The 19,047-nt window shown below is 42.5% G+C and carries 7 protein-coding genes; all 7 read left to right on the top strand.

The genetic code is table 11. The features are described from left to right. Positions 1-7: 7 nt before the first annotated feature. The 7 genes from BQ5364_RS16295 to BQ5364_RS16265 all read left to right on the top strand — a co-directional run bounded on the left by BQ5364_RS16295 (position 8) and on the right by BQ5364_RS16265 (position 19,026). The gene (locus tag BQ5364_RS16295; RefSeq protein WP_071144654.1) at positions 8-8,707 is read left to right on the top strand and encodes a helicase-like domain-containing protein; all 8,700 of its coding nucleotides are present in this window, start codon (positions 8-10) and stop codon (positions 8,705-8,707) included. Positions 8,708-8,873: 166 nt separating this feature from the next. Then, positions 8,874-9,902: a PDDEXK nuclease domain-containing protein gene (locus tag BQ5364_RS16290; protein ID WP_002596362.1), complete on the top strand. Its 1,029-nt coding sequence runs from the start codon at positions 8,874-8,876 to the stop codon at positions 9,900-9,902. 104 nt (positions 9,903-10,006) lie between these two features. Continuing rightward, complete coding sequence (locus BQ5364_RS16285) at positions 10,007-14,035, top strand: YodL domain-containing protein (protein WP_071144653.1); 4,029 nt, start codon at positions 10,007-10,009, stop codon at positions 14,033-14,035. Positions 14,036-14,038: 3 nt separating this feature from the next. After that, complete coding sequence (locus BQ5364_RS16280; protein ID WP_014081125.1) at positions 14,039-14,266, top strand: transposon-transfer assisting family protein; 228 nt, start codon at positions 14,039-14,041, stop codon at positions 14,264-14,266. Between the two features lie 185 nt (positions 14,267-14,451). Continuing rightward, positions 14,452-16,566 (top strand): penicillin-binding transpeptidase domain-containing protein, encoded by a 2,115-nt coding sequence (locus BQ5364_RS16275; RefSeq protein ID WP_014081124.1) that lies wholly within the window; start codon positions 14,452-14,454, stop codon positions 16,564-16,566. Beyond that, a complete protein-coding gene (locus tag BQ5364_RS16270; protein WP_014081123.1) occupies positions 16,514-17,755 on the top strand; it encodes a DUF6070 family protein in 1,242 nt (413 codons plus the stop codon). The genes BQ5364_RS16275 and BQ5364_RS16270 overlap by 53 nt, the downstream gene beginning before the upstream one ends. Then, positions 17,755-19,026, top strand: coding sequence for a DUF6070 family protein (locus BQ5364_RS16265; RefSeq protein ID WP_071144652.1), 1,272 nt, complete (start codon positions 17,755-17,757; stop codon positions 19,024-19,026). The genes BQ5364_RS16270 and BQ5364_RS16265 overlap by 1 nt, the downstream gene beginning before the upstream one ends. The last annotated feature ends 21 nt before the right edge of the window (positions 19,027-19,047 follow it).

Here is a 19,047-nt window from a genome sequence, read left to right as displayed (position 1 = left end):
AATGCTTATGGTAACAAAATATCAGATGATTTCCTATCTGGCGGAGGATACCGCAAAAGAGATAGCGAAAAACGGGCAGGAGTGGACAAGGTATCTGACTACCGCTGCAAGGCTTTATAAATATCCGTTCAATGAACAGATACTTATTTTTGCACAACGACCGGATGCAACAGCCTGTGCGTCCCTTGAACTATGGAATGAGAAGATGAATTGCTGGGTAAACCGTGGAGCAAAGGGAATTGCCCTGCTGGATACGGAAAATTCCTATACAAGATTGAAATATGTTTTCGATGTGTCCGACGTACATAAGGCAAGGCGGATAGGACGTGATCCGAATTTGTGGGAGTTGCGTGAGGAGCATAAAGAAACAGTCCTGGCACAGCTTGAAAAGACATACGGAGAAACGGATAAAAACAGCTCCTTTGAACAGCGGATAATGGAAATATCCAATCGGATTGCTTTGGATTATTATGAAGAACTTCTGCCGGAAATCGAATATGTGAAAGAGGGCAGCTTTTTAGAGGAACTGGACGAGTTAAATGTAGGTGTCAGGCTTCGTGATACGCTTTCTTCCAGTATTGCTTACACCATACTGTCACGATGCGGTGCAGATATGGAACTGTGGAAAGACGAGCAGGGATTTGAATATATCAGCGACTTTAATACGATGAAAACCCTGTCTGTTGTTGGTACAGCCACCACAGATATGTGCAAGCCGCTTTTAATGGAGATAGGCAGAACCATAGGAGCGTATGACCGCCAGATTGCCCGCAGGAAGGCACAGGAAAAAGCTAATGCAGGACGCACACAAACTTCTTTGGAAAATACGGAGAAAGTGCTTGCAAATGAAGCAGATACAGACTATAATGCTTTAAAGCGTGAAAGCGAAAAGGAGCTACAAAACAATCAGGAGATAGAAATACAGAGCAAAAAGGAGGATGCGGCACATGAAACTGACATACGAAAAGAACGGGGATTATCTGATTCCGAACCTGACAGCGAACGAGGAACCGGAGGGAACGCTGACGAAGTACGGTATGATGCGGAAGAACTTCTTACAGGAACACCGGAAAGGGATTTATCAGGGCATGATACTGGCGGGCGAGCTGAAAGCACACTGTCTGGAGATACAGGAGCAGGCAGAGCAGAGAATGGAAGCCCTGAGCGAACAGATGGCGAAAGCAGAGGGAGTGAACGAGGAACTGAAAGCAGCCGATCAGATGAAGTGGGTAGCGAAGATGAACAACATCAGACATTCAGCGGAGGAGATCGTGCTGACGGAACTGATTTACAGTTAGAAAATGACATACAGGAAGAAGAAATACCAGAACCGGATAGTGGAGAACATTCATTATCCGGTTCTTTTTTTCCGAAGCTGTCTGAAACAGAGCAGGGGGAGGACTTACAGCGTGGTATTTTATGCAGTGATGAGTTCCTGAAGCATAAAAGACCGGAAATAGCTGGGTATTTTCAGATAGAGCAGGATGCAAAGATTCAGGCGGATTATCTGAGAAATTCGTTCCGCATGGAAGAATACACCGAGTTCAATATCGGGGAAATGCGGGGCGGCTACCGTGCCGATGAGGACGGTATTACCTTATGGAAAGGCAATTATCTGACCCGTGAAGCGGAAAGCAGGCTGTCATGGGAGGAAGCACGTTTTCTTGTCAATTCCTATATGGAGGACGGAGTATATCTTCTTCCAGGAGAAACCGCAGAGCGGATTGAAACAGCGGGAATGTACCAGCAGCTTGACTTATTTTCCATGTTTACGGAGCAGGCTGGCAATCTTGCCATGAAACAGGCGGAAACAGTGACACCGATACGGTCAGAAACAAAGATACCGCCGGAGCAGATAGCGGATATTCTGCGGAGCGGCGGAGGCAGGGATAACAGCAGAAAGCGTATCTACACCAAATATCAGCAGGGAAAGACACCGGAGGAGATGGCTGCTTTCTTACAGAAAGAGTATGGAACAACCGGAAAGGGCTTTGAATTTGACGGAAAGCAGTTAGCGGTATGGTTCAATGAGGATGGGATGCGTGTCGGATATGGCACATCGACAGAGCGTCCGGTGCTTCAGATGAACTGGCAGGAGGTGGAAGCAAAAATCCGCTCACAGGTAGTAAACGGTACCTATATGGGAGCAAATGAAGCTTATCTGACTGACGAAGCAGAACGTGACCGGATTGCAGGGCATCTCTTTTTCTTTTTCCGGGATGGCATGGGAGAACTGCCGGAGGAGCTTGGGCTAAAAGCAGGAAATTATCCGGAGGCTCATGCAAGAATGATAGAATACCTTTCTACAAAAGAAGGAGTTGAGCTTGTGGCTTCCCACATGGATCAGGCACTTCATCAGCTTGAAACCGGAGAGAAAAAGCTACGTTTCCGTTCAGTTATGCCAAAAGAGGAGCTGCGGGAGGAACTTGACAATCTGCTGATAGAAAAACAAATCTTTCCAACCGCAGACCATGTGGAAATAAAAAGGGAGGATTTTATTACTCAGGACGAGATAGACCATAATCTTGGCAGGGGAAGTGGATATTCACATGGTTCTTTCCGCATCTATGATTATTTTCAGGAAAAGCATGACAGCAAAGAAGCAGCGGAATTTCTGAAAAAAGAATATGGCATTGGAGGCGGCTCTCATGCACTTGCCGGAGCAGACCATAGCTGGCAAGACCACAACTTTAAAGGGATTGAATTAAAAAAGGGAAATATCTGCGAACCTTATGCGAAAGTGCTGCTGTCTTGGAAAGTAGTCGAAAAGCGTATCCGAAAGTTGGTGGCGGAAGATAAGTATTTATCTCCGGCAGGGAAAGAAGCCTATGCCCGGTACAAAGAGGAAGAAGCACAGAAAGCGCTGGAAAAAGCACAGGCGGTAATAGAACGGAAAACGAAGGTTGCCTGTAAAGAAGCCATTGAACGGACGATTTCGGAAAAATTTGACGGGTATCGTCTGCCGAAAGATACACCGGATGAAGTAATCCGAAAATATGGTAGCGAGCGTGTCAGCTATGTACTTGCCAATACTGTCATGCACCTGACGCACGATGGCAGATTTTCTCCCGACAATAAGGCATGGGCAAAAGAAATAGAACCGTATGCCAAGTATGAGAACCGTGATTTGATTGTTTCTTCCCATCCGGCGGTCTTAAATGGATTTATCAATCAGACAAGACGGTATATGGAGCAGGAAAAGGAGATTGCGGCACAGCAGATTACCATTGACGGGCAGTTGTGTTTAAAGATTGATGAATGGAAGTCGGAAGAAAATAACTATGTGCTTGGAAATTCCATGCAGGACAATGCGTTCTTTTACGTACTCATAAACGAAAATGTCCATTTTGAATATGATTACAAACCGAGCAGGGAAGAAATTGAAAACGATTATTTGAATCTCATTGCAATGGAAGATATAGACCGACACGAAGCGGAGGTATTTTCACGCATTGAAGGAACGGAAGATGTAGCGGAAACAGAATCACGATTCTCAGTTGAGGAAACCAGCGATGCCTTTGAGCCGGGACAGGATTTTGCAGTATGGGATCATGGCAGGGAAGATTATTATATAAAAGAGGACGGTACAATTCCCACCTTTGAAACAAAAGAGGAAGCGGAACACTATCTGCAAAGCATGGAACCGGACACTTCTGGACACGATGTCCAAAAGTCAGTGGAAGAACCTGCCATAGAAAAGCCTGTGAAGCAGCCTGCACCAAAGATTGATAAATCCAATGCGGTCAATTTCCACATTACAGACGATGCGTTAGGAGCAGGCAGTGCGAAAGAGAAATTCCGACGAAATATAGAAGCAATCCGTACTTTGGAAAAGGTGGAGAGCGAGAACCGTATCGCCACACGGTCGGAACAGCAGATTTTATCACAGTATGTTGGCTGGGGCGGGCTTGCCGATGCCTTTGATGAAAGCAAATCTGCATGGGCGGGAGAATATCAGCAGTTAAAGGAATTGTTATCGTCGCAGGAGTACGCTTCTGCAAGGGAAAGCACCTTAAATGCCCACTATACCAGTCCTGCCATTATCCGCAGTATTTATGATACCTTAGACCGTATGGGATTTGAAAAGGGGAATGTATTAGAGCCTGCAATGGGTATCGGAAATTTCTTCGGAATGCTGCCGGAGAAGATGCAGGAAAGCCGACTTTATGGTGTGGAGCTGGATGGTATTACGGGCAGGATTGCAAGACAGCTCTATCCGAAAGCGGATATTAAAATATCCGGTTTTGAAAAAACAGACTATCCGAATGATTTTTTTGATGTAGCAGTCGGCAACGTGCCATTCGGACAGTATAAGGTAGCGGATAAACAATATGATAAAAATAATTTCCTGATTCATGATTATTTCTTTGCAAAGACATTAGATAAAGTCCGTCCCGGCGGTGTGGTTGCTTTTGTTACCAGTAAGGGAACAATGGATAAAAAAAGTCCGGAGGTCAGAAAGTATCTGGCTCAGCGAGCGGAGCTTATGGGGGCGGTCAGACTTCCGAATACAGCATTTAAGGAAAATGCAGGGACAGAAGTCACTTCGGATATTTTGTTTTTTAAGAAGCGTGACCGTGTGATGGACATAGAACCGGATTGGGTACATTTATCAGAAGATGCAAACGGTATCGCCATGAATACCTACTTTGCGGAACACCCGGAAATGATTGTTGGGAAGATGGAAATGGTCAGCGGTCCCTATGGCATGGAAAGCACCTGCCAACCGGATGCCACAAGACCGTTTGCAGAGCAGTTAATGGATGCGGTCAGCCGGATTGACGGGGAAATCGAAGCAGTGGAGACGGACGAGCTTGCGGATGAGCTGGCAGATGCCACCATTCCGGCAGACCCGGACGTAAAGAATTACAGCTACACACTGGTGGAAGATAAGGTATATTACCGTGAAAATTCCATTATGAAGCCTGTGGATATGTCAGAATCCATGCAGGAACGCATAAAAGGCATGGTAGGAATCCGAAACTGTACGCAAGAGCTTATCAATTTGCAGTTGGAAGAATATCCGGATACTGTGATTAAGGAAAAGCAGAAAGAATTGAATACCCTTTATGATACGTTCAGCAGAAAATACGGTTTAATCAATTCCCAGACCAACAAAAGAGCCTTTAATCAGGACAGCAGCTATTGTCTGTTATGTTCTCTGGAAAAGCTGGATGACGAGGGAAATTTCAAAGGCAAAGCGGATATGTTCACGAAACGTACCATTAAGAAAGCGGAAGTGGTTACAAGCGTGGATACAGCAACGGAAGCTCTGGCAGTATCTTTATCAGAAAAAGCAAAAGTGGACCTTTCTTATATGGCGGAGCTGACCGGAAAAGAGATTGATACAATCAAAGAAGAACTGACGGGCATTATCTTTCAGAATCCGGTCACAGACAGGTGGGAAGCAGCGGACGAGTATTTAAGCGGCAATGTCCGGGATAAGTTGCAAACAGCGAAGATTTACGCCGAAAACCACCCGGAATACAACATAAATGTGCAGGCACTTACACAGGTGCAGCCCACAGAACTGGATGCCAGCGAGATTGAGGTGCGTATCGGTGCCACATGGGTTGAACCGAAATATATTGAAGATTTCATGCGTGATGTTTTTGAAACACCGCAGCATCTCTTCAACCGGAATACAATGGGGATTCAGTATTCCGATGTGACAGGACAGTGGAATGTAAAAGGAAAAAGTGCGGATTACGGAAACAGTCTTGTAAATATGACTTATGGTACAAACCGGAGAAATGCTTATCAGATTTTAGAGGATTCTCTGAATTTAAAGGACAGCCGGGTGTACGATACCGTGATAGAGGACGGAAAGGAAACGAGAGTCCTGAATAAAAAGGAAACCATGATTGCCAGTCAGAAACAGGAGGCAGTCCGGGAAGCCTTTAAGAACTGGGTATTTGAAGATCAGGAACGTAGACAGGACTTGGTGGCGAAATATAACAAGCTCTTTAATTCTACCAGACCAAGAGAATATGACGGTTCCCATTTGAAATTCCCTGGCATGACACCGGACATCGACCTTAGACCGCACCAGTTAAATGCGGTGGCACACCAGCTTTACGGGGACAATACCCTGCTTGCTCATTGTGTGGGAGCAGGAAAGACTTTTGAAATGATTGCTGCAGCAATGGAAAGCAAGCGGTTAGGGTTATGCCAAAAGAGCCTGTTCGTTGTTCCCAATCATTTGACGGAACAGTGGGCGAGTGACTTTTTGCGGTTATATCCCGGAGCAAATATTTTAGCGGCAACGAAGAAAGATTTTGATCCAGCCAACCGGAAGAAATTCTGTTCCAGAATCGCCACCGGAGATTATGATGCTGTCATTATCGGGCATAGCCAGTTTGAAAAAATCCCGTTGTCGCAGGAAAGACAGATAGGCATTATCGAAAGACAGATTGATGAGATTGAGCTTGCCATAGAGCAGGCGAAAGCAGATAACGGGGAGCGTTACACCATTAAGCAGATGGAAAAGTCCAGAAAATCCCTTATGACAAGACTGGAAAAACTCAACGATACTTCCCGGAAAGATAATGTTGTAACCTTTGAGCAGTTAGGTGTGGACAGGCTGTTTGTAGATGAAAGTCACAATTATAAGAACCTTTTTCTATACACGAAAATGCGGAATGTGGCGGGCATTGCACAGACGGAAGCACAGAAGTCCTCCGATATGTTTGCTAAGTGCCAGTACCTTGATGAGCTGACTGGCGGAAAGGGCATTACGTTTGCTACGGGTACGCCGATCAGCAACAGTATGACGGAGCTTTACACCAATATGCGGTATCTTCAGTATGGTACGCTTCAGAAGATGGGATTAGGGCATTTTGACAGTTGGGCAGCTTCTTTTGGAGAAACACAGACCGCCATTGAGCTGGCACCGGAGGGAACAGGATACCGGGCAAAGACAAGATTTGCAAAATTCTTCAATCTGCCGGAGCTGATTGCACTTTTCAAGGAGAGTGCGGATATCCAGACACCGGATATGTTAAAGCTGCCTGTGCCGGAAGCAGAATATGAGAACGTGGTGCTGAAACCCAGCGAATATCAGAAAGAGATGGTAACATCGCTGGCAGATCGGGCGGAGGCAGTGCGTAACAGACTGGTAGAGCCGCATCAGGATAATATGCTCAAGATTACCAACGATGGAAGAAAACTGGCACTCGACCAGCGTCTGATCAACGATATGCTCCCCGATGAGGAACATTCCAAAGCAAAAACCTGTGTGGATAAGGCATTTGAGATTTGGGAAGATACCAAAGGGGAGAAATCAGCACAGCTTATTTTCTGTGATTTATCGACACCGAAAGGAGATGGTACATTTAATGTCTATGAGGATATAAGAAATAAACTGATGGAAAAAGGTGTTCCCGCAGAAGAAATCGCCTTTATACATCAGGCAAATACGGAGCTTAGGAAAGCGGAGCTGTTCAGTAAGGTAAGAAGCGGACAGGTTCGTTTTTTATTGGGTTCTACTGCAAAAATGGGAGCCGGGACAAACGTGCAGGACAGACTGATTGCTCTGCACCACCTCGATGTACCGTGGCGTCCGTCTGATATTGAACAGCAGGAGGGGCGTATTTTGCGGCAGGGCAACAGGAATCCAAAGGTTAAGATTTTCCGGTATGTGACAGAGGGAACATTTGACAGCTACTCATGGCAGCTTATCGAGAATAAGCAGAAATTTATCGGTCAGATTATGACAAGCAAATCTCCGGTGCGAAGTTGTGAGGATGTGGACGAAGCAGCACTTTCTTATGCAGAGGTTAAGGCTCTGGCAACGGGGAATCCCTATATAAAAGAAAAGATGGATTTGGATATTCAGGTCAGCAAGCTGAAACTGATGAAAGCCAACCACACCAGTCAGAAATACCGTCTGGAGGACAACATTGCAAAGCATTATCCACAGCAGATAACCATTCTGAAGGAGCGTATCAGTGGCTTGCAGGCAGATATTCAGACTGCAAAAACCAATCTCCCAGCAGATAAGGAGTTTTTCTCTATGAGGGTCGGGAATAAGGTCTATACGGATAAAAAAGAAGCCGGAACTGCACTTGTGGAGATGTGCAAAGAAATCAAGAGCGTTAATGCTCCGGCAGTCATTGGAGAGTATGCAGGCTTTAAAATGGCGGTGTCCTTTGATTCCTTTAACCATAAATTCGTTATGAACATCAAAGGACAGCTCAGTCATAATCTGGAGATTGGTGTTGACCCGCTGGGTAACATTTCCCGTATCAACCATGCGTTGGAAGCCATGACAAAGGAACTGGCAGAAGCATCCACAAAGCTGGAGAATGTGGAGCGTCAGCTTGAAACAGCGAAGGTAGAGGTTACAAAGCCATTTGCACAGGAAGCAGAGCTTTCAGAGAAGTTAGACCGCCTTTCTGCCTTAAATGCCCTGCTCAATATGGACGAAAAGGGAGATGACGGAATAGGTATGGAAGATGATAAATCGGAACTGGGTACTGAGCAGGTGGCAGATACCAGAAAACCGTATCCCATAGAAAATACCCGACATAATTATGCTGTGGAGAATGGAAATCCGCAGGGAATGAGGCTCACAGCAGCGATGGCGGATAAGCCGGCACAGAGGGTATCCTTGAAAGAAAAGCTTGAGACTATGAAAGTAAAGGCTGCGGGGAATAATATAGAAAATTCCGTGCAAAGAGATAAGGGGAAGGAGGAGTATTTGTAATTATTATATTTCTTTTTATGCAAATATGAAATATAATATTAGTTCAAGGGAAATATAGTGATAGAGCGATTTGGAAAAAGCTAAAGAGAAATGGAGACAACGTAATACATAAAAATGGAAATTGAATTTGTCAGACACTGTCTGACAAATTCGGAAAGGATATATTATGAATGATTTAGAGCAGACAAATATGCTTCAGCCATTGGTGGATGAGATTGAAACAGCAGTTTCAAATGCCAAAAAAGAGATAGCTGAAAAAGTAAACAGTGTAATTACAGAGACGTATTGGAAAATCGGAAAATATATTGTTGAGTTTGAGCAGGATGGAAATGTTAAAGCAGCATACGGTTCAAAATTATTAACAACACTCTCGCATCAATTAACTTTGCGATTGGGACGAGGATACAGCCGCCCAAACCTCAACAATATGCGGAAGTTTTATCTTTGTTATGAGAATTGTCAGACGGTGTCTGACAAATTGACATGGTCGCATATTTGTGAGCTGATAAAGATTGATGATGAATTAGAAAGAAGTTTTTACGAAAAAGAATGTTATAAGGAAAAGTGGGATGTAAGAACACTCAGGCGACAGATGGATTCCGCTTTGTTTCTTAGATTAGCTACAAGCAGAGATAAAGAAGGAATTCTGGCACTTGCCAGAGAGGGAATTACTTATGACAAGCCAGAGGATGTTATCAAGGATACTTACACATTAGAATTTTTGGGACTTCCGGAGAAAGAGCGTTATAGTGAGGAAGACTTGGAGCAGAAAATAATAGATAATCTCCAAAAATTCTTGTTGGAATTAGGAAAAGGATTTACCTTTGTGGGCAGGCAGTATCCCTTAACTGTAAACAATATTCATTACCATGTGGACTTGGTATTTTACCACAGAATTTTGAAATGCTTTGTGCTGATTGATTTAAAGAAAAATTCCGTCCAGCATATAGACATCGGTCAGATGAATATGTATATGGGGTATTTCGCAAAAGAAGAAAATATGGCAGATGATAACCCACCGATTGGCATTATCCTGAGTCATAACAAAGATGAACTGCTTGTAGAATATGCAACTTACGGTATGGACAGCAATTTATTTGTTTCAAAATATGAATTGTATCTGCCAAATCGCAATGAACTCCAAAAATTAGTGAACAATATTTTAGAGAAGGATACAGAAAAGAAAGAAGAGTAATAAAAAAGCAATCTAAAAAAGATGCAAATTGAATAGGCATATCGAAAAAGACAATCAGAGATGGTTGTCTTTTTTGCGTGGAAAAAAGAAAGGACAATCGAATTATGGAAGATAAAAATACCGTTTACATGAGTGAAAAGCAAAAAGTCAAAGAGATTACGGATAAGCTGGAAGCTGGTTTGAAAGAGCTTTTTGAGAGTGAAAAATATAAAAGCTATCTCAGTACCATGTCAAAATTTCATAATTACAGTTTTAATAATACGCTGCTGATTGCCATGCAGAAGCCGGAAGCTACGCTGGTGGCAGGTTATCAGGCGTGGCAGAAGAACTTTGAGCGGCACGTCAATAAAGGAGAAAAGGCAATCCGTATTCTTGCACCAGCTCCTTATAAAATCAAAGAGGAACGTGATAAGTTAGACCCTGTAACGGGAGAAATGATGTTTGATGAAAACGGTATGCCGCAGAAAGAGGAAACAGAGGTTACCATTCCTGCCTTTCGTGCGGTATCTGTTTTTGATGTATCGCAGACGGATGGCAAGCCTATTCCGGAACTGGAAGTGAATGAGCTGTTATCTACGGTGGAGGGATATGAGGATTTTGTCCAGGCGCTTATGAATATTTCTCCTGTTCCGATTGCATTTGAAGATATTCCCGGCGATTCCAAAGGGTATTTCAGTACAGCAGAAAAACGGATTGCTGTTCAGGAAAATATGAGCGAAAGCCAGACTTTGAAAACAATGGTGCATGAGGTGGCTCATTCCAGGCTGCATGATAAAGAAGTTAATCAGAGCATGGATATTCCGGTAAAGGACAGGAATACAAAGGAAGTGGAAGCGGAGAGTGTGGCTTTTACAGTGTGCCAGCATTTCGGTATAGATACATCCGATTATTCCTTTGGATATATCGCAGGCTGGAGCAGCGGCAGGAATATGAAAGAGCTGAAATCTTCCCTTGATACAATCCGAAAGACAGCTTCAGAACTGATTACAGGCATTGAGGGGGCAATGCAGGAGCTTCAGCTTAACCGGGAGATGGAGCAGGAACATGGAAAGGAAAGCATTCTGCTGGTACATAACGAGGATTTTTCAGAATACAATCTTGTCAGTGTCCGTGGAATGGACAGTGCAGAACTTATATCCGCTCTTTCTACCATGAATGAAGAGGATAAATCGAATATATCATCTTATCTTGAAAGCAAAGGAGCATGGACTACCGAACTTGCTGACGAGCAGACGGAAGAAGCGGAGGAATATCATATTGATGTCCGCTATAACATGGATACAGACGAGCTTATTGATGTAAAGGAAAGAATGGAACACCCCATTGATACCAATTTATCTGTCATGGGGCAGGCAGAACAACTTATCAATCAGTTGGAAGCAGAAAAAAATATTTTCACGTCTGAGGAGCGAAATCTGATTGTAAATTATGCCTATAAACTTGATGATATGAATAAAACAAGGGAACTTGCAGAGAAACTGGCATATAGGGAGCAGTATGCCCAACAGGATGTGGCATTGACCATAATTGATGCAAAGGCGGAGATTGATGCCCTGCCTGATCCGATGATTGGTTTGTCGGAAATGAGGGAATATGGCTATCAATGGAATGAAATGCTGCCATTAACACAAGAGAAAGCATTGGAATTATTTGAACATGATTTGCCTGTATATTTGCTTCATACTGACGGTGCGGAATCATTGGCAGAAAGCAGGGAGCGTATAGAAGAGCATGAAGGTATCTTTGGGGTTGAAAAGGAAACATGGAATAAAGCATTGAAACAGCAGACTAAGATTACACTTATCTTAATGGACGAACAGGAGCGAGAATATACATACCCGTATCCAGTTGTGGCTGTCGATATAGAAGAAATGGGTGGGGATAGAACTGCGGTATTCAAGACCTCAGAGCCTATTTCAGATACTGATGTGGCAGAAATTCATAATGCTTTTTATGGAACTGATTTGGAATTTGAAATAGAAAAAGAATTAGGTATCACATGGGTGGAATCTATTAACTATGAGGACGGATCTGTTATTACACCTGAAATGGCAAGAAAAGAGCAGCTCCTATATGCTAGTACTGATAAATATGGAATTTATCAATTAAAGCCTAATCCGGAATTAGATTCCTTACGTTTTGAGGGGACGGAATCCTTAAAGCGTATGGGCATTACAAAAGATAATTTTGATGCAATTAAACCAGAGAATTATACACTTTTATATGTGGGCGAATTATCTGAACTGCAAAAAGAGACGCAGGGGGCAACTTTAGAGGCAATCTTTGAAAAATTCAACCTTGACCACCCAGAAGATTTCAGAGGACATTCGCTATCTGTCAGCGATATAGTGGTGCTTCATCAGAACGGACAGAATACGGCTCATTTTGTGGATTCTTTTGGATATACGGAAATACCGGATTTTTTACGGGAGCAGACACCGGAAAAGGAAGAAATGCAGGACACTTCTGGACACAATGTCCAAAAGACAGAACCGGAAATAGATGGAGATGAAATCATTGATCTTGGCGATGAAACAGAACAGGTGCTTGCGGAAATGAAAAAAACTTTGGAAAGTGAACAGGAAACAGAACTGGCATTTTCTATTGCAGACCGTTTTATCAGCATTCAGGAAGTGGATGGCGGTTATGATTATTCCATTATGGGAGCTGATTATAAGGAGATTGACGGAGGAATTTATGATAATCCTGATGTGACGATAAGGGAAGCCTTGCATGATATTTTAGAGGATTTGAAGTCACAGCCGGATTACAATGGTGCAAAAGGAAATATCCAAAGAGAAGATGAACTGATACCGATGGATTATGATGGACTGATGGAAAAAGCAGAGGAAGCAAATCGTATTATTCCGGAGAGTACACCAAGCAGTGTGGTGGCAGATTTTAAGGCAAAGACCGGGGAATTATTCCACGATATTAGTGAAATGAATCCGGAAGAAATCGAGGAAACTGTGAAATGCCATGTGCAGGCGAAGATTGAAGAGTATGATATTAATGCAACAATCGTGGATGTTGCTGTAACAGGAAGCAGATGCAGGGGATTAGAGCATGAAGGTTCTGACCTTGATGTGGTGGTGGAACTTTCCACAGCGGAACGGGAGGACGATTTATTTAATGCCTTTAATGAGGATGGACTTCATATCGGAGAAGTAAAAGTTGACATCAATCCAATTACAGCCCAACGAACAGGTACGCTGGAATCCTATCTGCCACAGATGGAAGAATATTTGGAGGGCGTCAGACAGGTAAGAGAGCAGGAAAAGGAGAGCGCAGAAGTAACTTTAACTGTTTCGGAATGTGGAGAATTTCATAATCTTGGTGAGTGTTATGAGAATATTCCTACGGTGGATGAAGCTATAGCAATCTGGAAGCAGATACCTTCAGAGCGGATGAATGGTATTCCGGCAATCGGAATCAATATCCTAGGGAGAGGGGCGGAACCCTTCGAGGATTACGAGATTGATGTTTTATCTGGAAAGAGGATTGACCTTGGGGTTTTGAACTATGTTCCTGATATTAAAAACAATCCGCAGGCAATGGAAGTCATTACGGAACTGGTGGCTAAATTGCCCGATATGGAGATAGATGGCGTGATGAGTGAAGAAATGGAAGCAAGAGTGTGGGAACTGCGTATGCCGGACTTGCCACAAGAGGAACAGCTTGCAGTAGAACTTGACCGACTTTCCTACGATTATGATACTGTACTGTATCACGATAGTACAAGAAATATGACCGAGAATGTATCAGAGCTTGCAGAATCCATAAAACAGGGCGATACCGGACATTTAACAACGTGGCTTGCAGACATTATTTCGGAGGGAGCTGTACCAGAGGAAATAAAACGAGCAACGGAGCTTCTGGAAAAACTGACAGAGTATAAGCCGCTTGCCAAGATTGAGGAGGCAGAAGAACAGAATTATAATATGATTGATAATGTGCTGAATAATGGTGTTGGGGAGAAAGCCCAAAGGGAAGAAAATAAGAGAATGGAGGAGAAGCCTACGGTAAGGCTTTCCTTAAAATCCCGTCTTGCGGAGAAAAAATCACAGGTAGAAGGGCAATCGAAAGAACATGATGTTCAAGAAAATGAAAAGAAAAGTCAGAGGGAGATGTAAGTGATGAATAAGAGATTTACCGTAGAAGAGAGTAATTTAATCAGTATTTTTATGGAAGAAGGTATAGATTCAGATGTGGGAGGCAGAAAAAATGTCATAAATGGTATCAATAAGACACTGAAACATCTGGAGGATGATGAGATGGTTGAATTGTCATTATGTGTCCTTGCAAAATTAAAGGAATTGACGGATCATGAATTTATGAAGATGGAGTTTGTAGCGGCAGAGTAACATCAAACGTAAGGCAGAACATGGCTTTTGGTGGCTGTGTTCTGTCTTTTTGAATAAGAACTTGACTGATAAATATTACGGGTGTAATATTTATAACGAAAGGGAGTGAATTTTTTTGCTTCAAAATCTTACACTTGTAATATATAAGCGTAGTACATTGATACGAATAAGAAATGGAGGTAACGATGAAGGCAAAACATAGAACCAAAAGAATACAAAGATATAGAAAAATGTTGGGCATTATAGTGTTAATGTTAACAATTACTTTGATTGGAGTAGTTGTGAGTGCAACAGTATTATATAAAAGAAAAAATGCGTGTAAAACACCAGATACTATCTTAGTAGAGTATATGATGCATATTCCAAAACAAGAATACGAAGAAATGTATGCAATGATTGATTTGGAGTCATCTGGATATATCAGTAAGGAAGATTTTCTGAAGAGAAATTCCACTATTTATGAGGGAATTGAAATGCAAAACATGTCGATAAAAAATGTCGAGTATGTGGAGGAAGATAAAAAAGTAACATATTTGACTTCGTTTGATACAGTGGCAGGAACTATCAGCTTTGAGAATGAGGCATTTTTTATAAATGGAGAAGAAGGATATAAATTGGTTTGGGATGATTCCATGATTTTTCCTAATCTGACTTCTGCAGATAAAGTAAGAGTTTCTACTACACAGGCAGAGCGAGGAGAAATTCTGGATAGGAACGGACGTGTCCTTGCAGGAAAAGGTACAGCATCTTCAGTTGGAATTGTTCCGGGCAAGTTGGAAAACAGAGAGGAAGCAATCGCACAGATTGCAGGACTATTGGAAATCACAACGGAAGCGATAGAAAAGAACCTGTCTGCAAAGTGGGTAAAGGATGATTCTTTTGTACCTATTAAAACGATTCCAAGAGTGGAAGAAATTGAGTTAATGTCTATCAGTCCAGAGGAAGAAGTTTTAAAGGAGAAAGAAAGGCATGATAAGTTGCTGGAGATTCCCGGAGTGATGATATCTGATGTTGAAGTGCGTGAATACCCATTAGGGGAAGCCGCTGCGCATTTGGTCGGGTATGTTCAAAGCGTTACTGCGGAAGATTTAGAGGAACATGCAGGAGAAGGTTATACAGCCAATAGTGTAATCGGCAGAAGCGGAATGGAGGGCTTGTTCGAGAAAGAACTGAAAGGCCAGAACGGTTGCAGGATTTACATTGTAAATTCGGAAGATAAAGAGAAGGAGGAACTGGCTTGTATCCTGGTACAGCATGGGCAGGACATCCGGCTTACGATAGATACTGATTTGCAGGTTTCCTTGTACGAACAGTTTAAGGAAGATAAAAGCTGCTCGGTAGCCATAAATCATTATACCGGAGAGGTATTGGCTTTGGTCAGCACACCGGCTTATGACAATAACGATTTTATTATGGGATTATCGAGTGAGCAGTGGACTGTACTTAACGAGGACGAGAATAAGCCAATGTATAATCGGTTCCGGCAAGTGTGGTGTCCGGGATCTACCTTCAAACCAATTATAGCTGCGATTGGTTTACAATCAGGAGCAATCGATCCAATGGAAGATTACGGGAACGTAGGATTAAGTTGGCAAAAAGATGCATCGTGGGGTTCATATCATGTAACAACGCTTCATGCGTATGAACCAGTCATTTTAGAGAATGCCTTGATTTATTCTGATAATATTTATTTCGCAAAAGCAGCATTAAAGATTGGATCGGATGAGTTGGAGAATTCTTTGATACGGCTTGGTTTCAATGAGGAACTACCATTTGAAATTAAGATGGCAGAATCTCAGTATTCCAATACAGAAGGCATTGAAACTGAAATACAGTTAGCTGACAGCGGTTACGGACAAGGACAGATTTTAGTGAACCCGTTGCATATGGCATGTATTTATTCTGCTTTCTGTAATGAGGGAAATGTAATAAAGCCTTATTTGGTATATCAGAATGAAGCGGAAGTTGAGTATTGGATTCCGGGTGCCTTTTCTAACGAGACAGCAAGTCGTGTATTGGAAGGAACAAAGAAGGTTGTGAATGATTCTAATGGAACTGGATATGCAGCCCATCGAGATGACATTCTTTTAGCAGGAAAAACAGGTACGGCAGAAATAAAGGCATCGAAGGATGATACTTCGGGTACAGAATTAGGATGGTTTGCAATTTTTACAGCAGAAGATACGGAATGTCCTATATTGATTATCAGTATGGTAGAAGATGTGAAAGGAAGAGGAGGAAGCGGATATGTTGTTAAGAAAGACAGTCTGGTTCTGGAAGAGTGGTTTAGCAGTCATTAGTTTTGTACTGATGTTTAGTATTTCGGGGTGTAGCGATACACCACCGGAAGAAGATACAGTTTCGGAAACAGTAATTGATGTTCAGGACGTTTCAGAAGAAGAACAGGAGAATGAAGAAGAAATTATAAACATCTGCATAGATCTTTATGACAAGGCAGCAGAGGAAAATAAGTTAGATGATTTGGAAATAATTCGGAGTATTGTAAATCGTCTTGGAGAAAACGAGTATCCTGCTGTTGACAGCAGAAATCAAGTGAATATGACGGAAGCGGAGCAGGTACTGGAATTTTGTGAAAAGGTGGATGCACAGGAAGAAGCAGATATAACGATTCTTGAAGTCGGCTATTTGGGCGGATTTGTAAAATACGATTTGCACACAAAAGACGGAAATGTAGATGTGGTCAGAAGCTATTATGGATACGAAAATGGAGAAATACAGAAAGAAGTTACTGGGAGGTATCAAGCAGAGTATTGGAATTATACAGAAGAAGGTTACCTGATGTTTTCTGGTGTCTGGTTTTCAGAAGAATTATACGTTCTTACATTGAGTGGAGCAGAGGAGCATACCGCATTACGAGTACAGCCATTGGATGAAACATATAGGGAACTGAGTCGGAAATATCTTCTTCCAATCAGCTTTGAACAGAATAATATGTTTATTGTGGATTGGAGTGAAGAAGATTTTGGGGATTTGAATTTCTATGATATGTATGACATTCTTTATCCAAAAGTGAATGGTCAGTATGTTCCTTATGTTGCAGATGACAATTTGTCAGTCAGTGCAGTTTATCGGATTCCAAAAGAGGAATTTGAAAGCGTTATTATGAAATATTTCAATATTGATAGTGAAACGCTGCAATCCAAAACTGTCTATGATTCGGAGGATTCGACCTATGAATACAAACCGAGAGGCTTCGAAGAAGTAGAGTATCCGGAATACCCATATTCAGAAGTAATCGGGTATACGGAGAACAGTGATGGAACAATTACACTTACTGCTAATGTGGTATTTCCATATTCGGGAAATTCCAAAGTATATGCCCACGAGGTTGTGGTTCGTCCTTTGGAGGATGGCGGGGTACAATATGTATCCAATCGAATTATACCCTCCGAGGATAATTCTGAGGAAACATGGCATACGCCACGGTTGACGTTAGAAGAATGGGAAGAATTATACGGAGGCGAATAATGGAAGATGTGAAATGGCTGCTTAGAAGATGTGGTCTTCCGATTTTGCTGCTGTTGATTTTCGTAATAGCCGGAGTGGTCTGTTGGGGAGAACTGCATACAGAAAAGCAAAAGGTGGCAGAAGAAGTATGGGAGCCACCTGTAGAAATCGAAAATAGCGAAGCAGAAACAGAAGAAGCCGAGAATGCGGAAACTTCCACAGAGTCAGCATATTGGTTTATTCCGCAAGCCAGTGATGATCTCCTTACAGAAGAGGAGAAGGAGCAACTGCAGAGTACGGTTTTGCCAGCAGCAGAATCGGTCAGAGAAATCTATAAGGATATTGTAATTGCAGATGCACCAAGCTACTCTTCCGGTATTGGCGAATTTACCAAAGAGCAGAGGAAAGCTGTGGTGGAGCAATTGGGCAGAACCGGTCTGGTAAGTGTTGAAGAAGATACTGCTATGCAAAATCATGAAGCAATCGAAGCATTTTATGCAGATTACCTGGATGGACAAGACTCGATGGTTACGGTATTTGAAGTACAGAGAGATGGGCTGATTGGAGCAGTTACCTTTATCTATCGGAAAGGTGAGTTGCAGACCTATTACATAGGAATTCGGTGGAGAGAAGGTGGTATGCCAGAAATACAGGGAACTTCGGTAAGTAATGTGGCTGAGATTAAACTGACCGAAAAAGGATATTTTATCTACGCATATGAATATGTGATTGCACATGCAAGTTTGAGACAGTATTGGAGAATAGAACCGCTACCAGAAGACTGCCGGGAATTAACGCAAGAATACATATCAGGACTAAGTTATGTGAATTACAATCTGCTCGTTACCGATTGGGATAGCAGCAATGTGGAGGACATTCTGATGCCTTGTATGTATGAAGATGTTTATAGGATTTCTACGGGGGAAAATCTGAAAACTGAGGGTTGGAAGATTCCGGCAGAGGAATATGAAAGGATAATGACTACTTATTTTCCGGTATCGGTAGAACAGTTGAGAGAGCATTGTGGATATGATGAGGGCAGCAATAGCTATGAATATGAGATGATTTATGCCAGTCCATACCCACCTTTCGGAGAAGTAGTTGACTATACCCAAAATGCGGATGGAACGATTACACTTATCGTGGATGGAGTATGGCCGGATTATAATTCTGATCTCGCTTTTCGGAATACGGTTGTGGTCCAGCCATTTGAAGACGGAACTTTCAGGTATCTTTCCAATTCTATAGAACAAATAGAGTTGGAACTGCCGCCAATAGCAAAAGCACATTAAATTTGCTTTGAAAGAAAGGAT

The sequence above is a fragment of the Coprococcus phoceensis genome, assembly GCF_900104635.1.
GTDB lineage: Bacteria > Bacillota > Clostridia > Lachnospirales > Lachnospiraceae > Faecalimonas > Faecalimonas phoceensis.
Note: the sequence above shows the minus strand (reverse complement) of the source record. Positions and strands in the feature narration are given on the sequence as shown.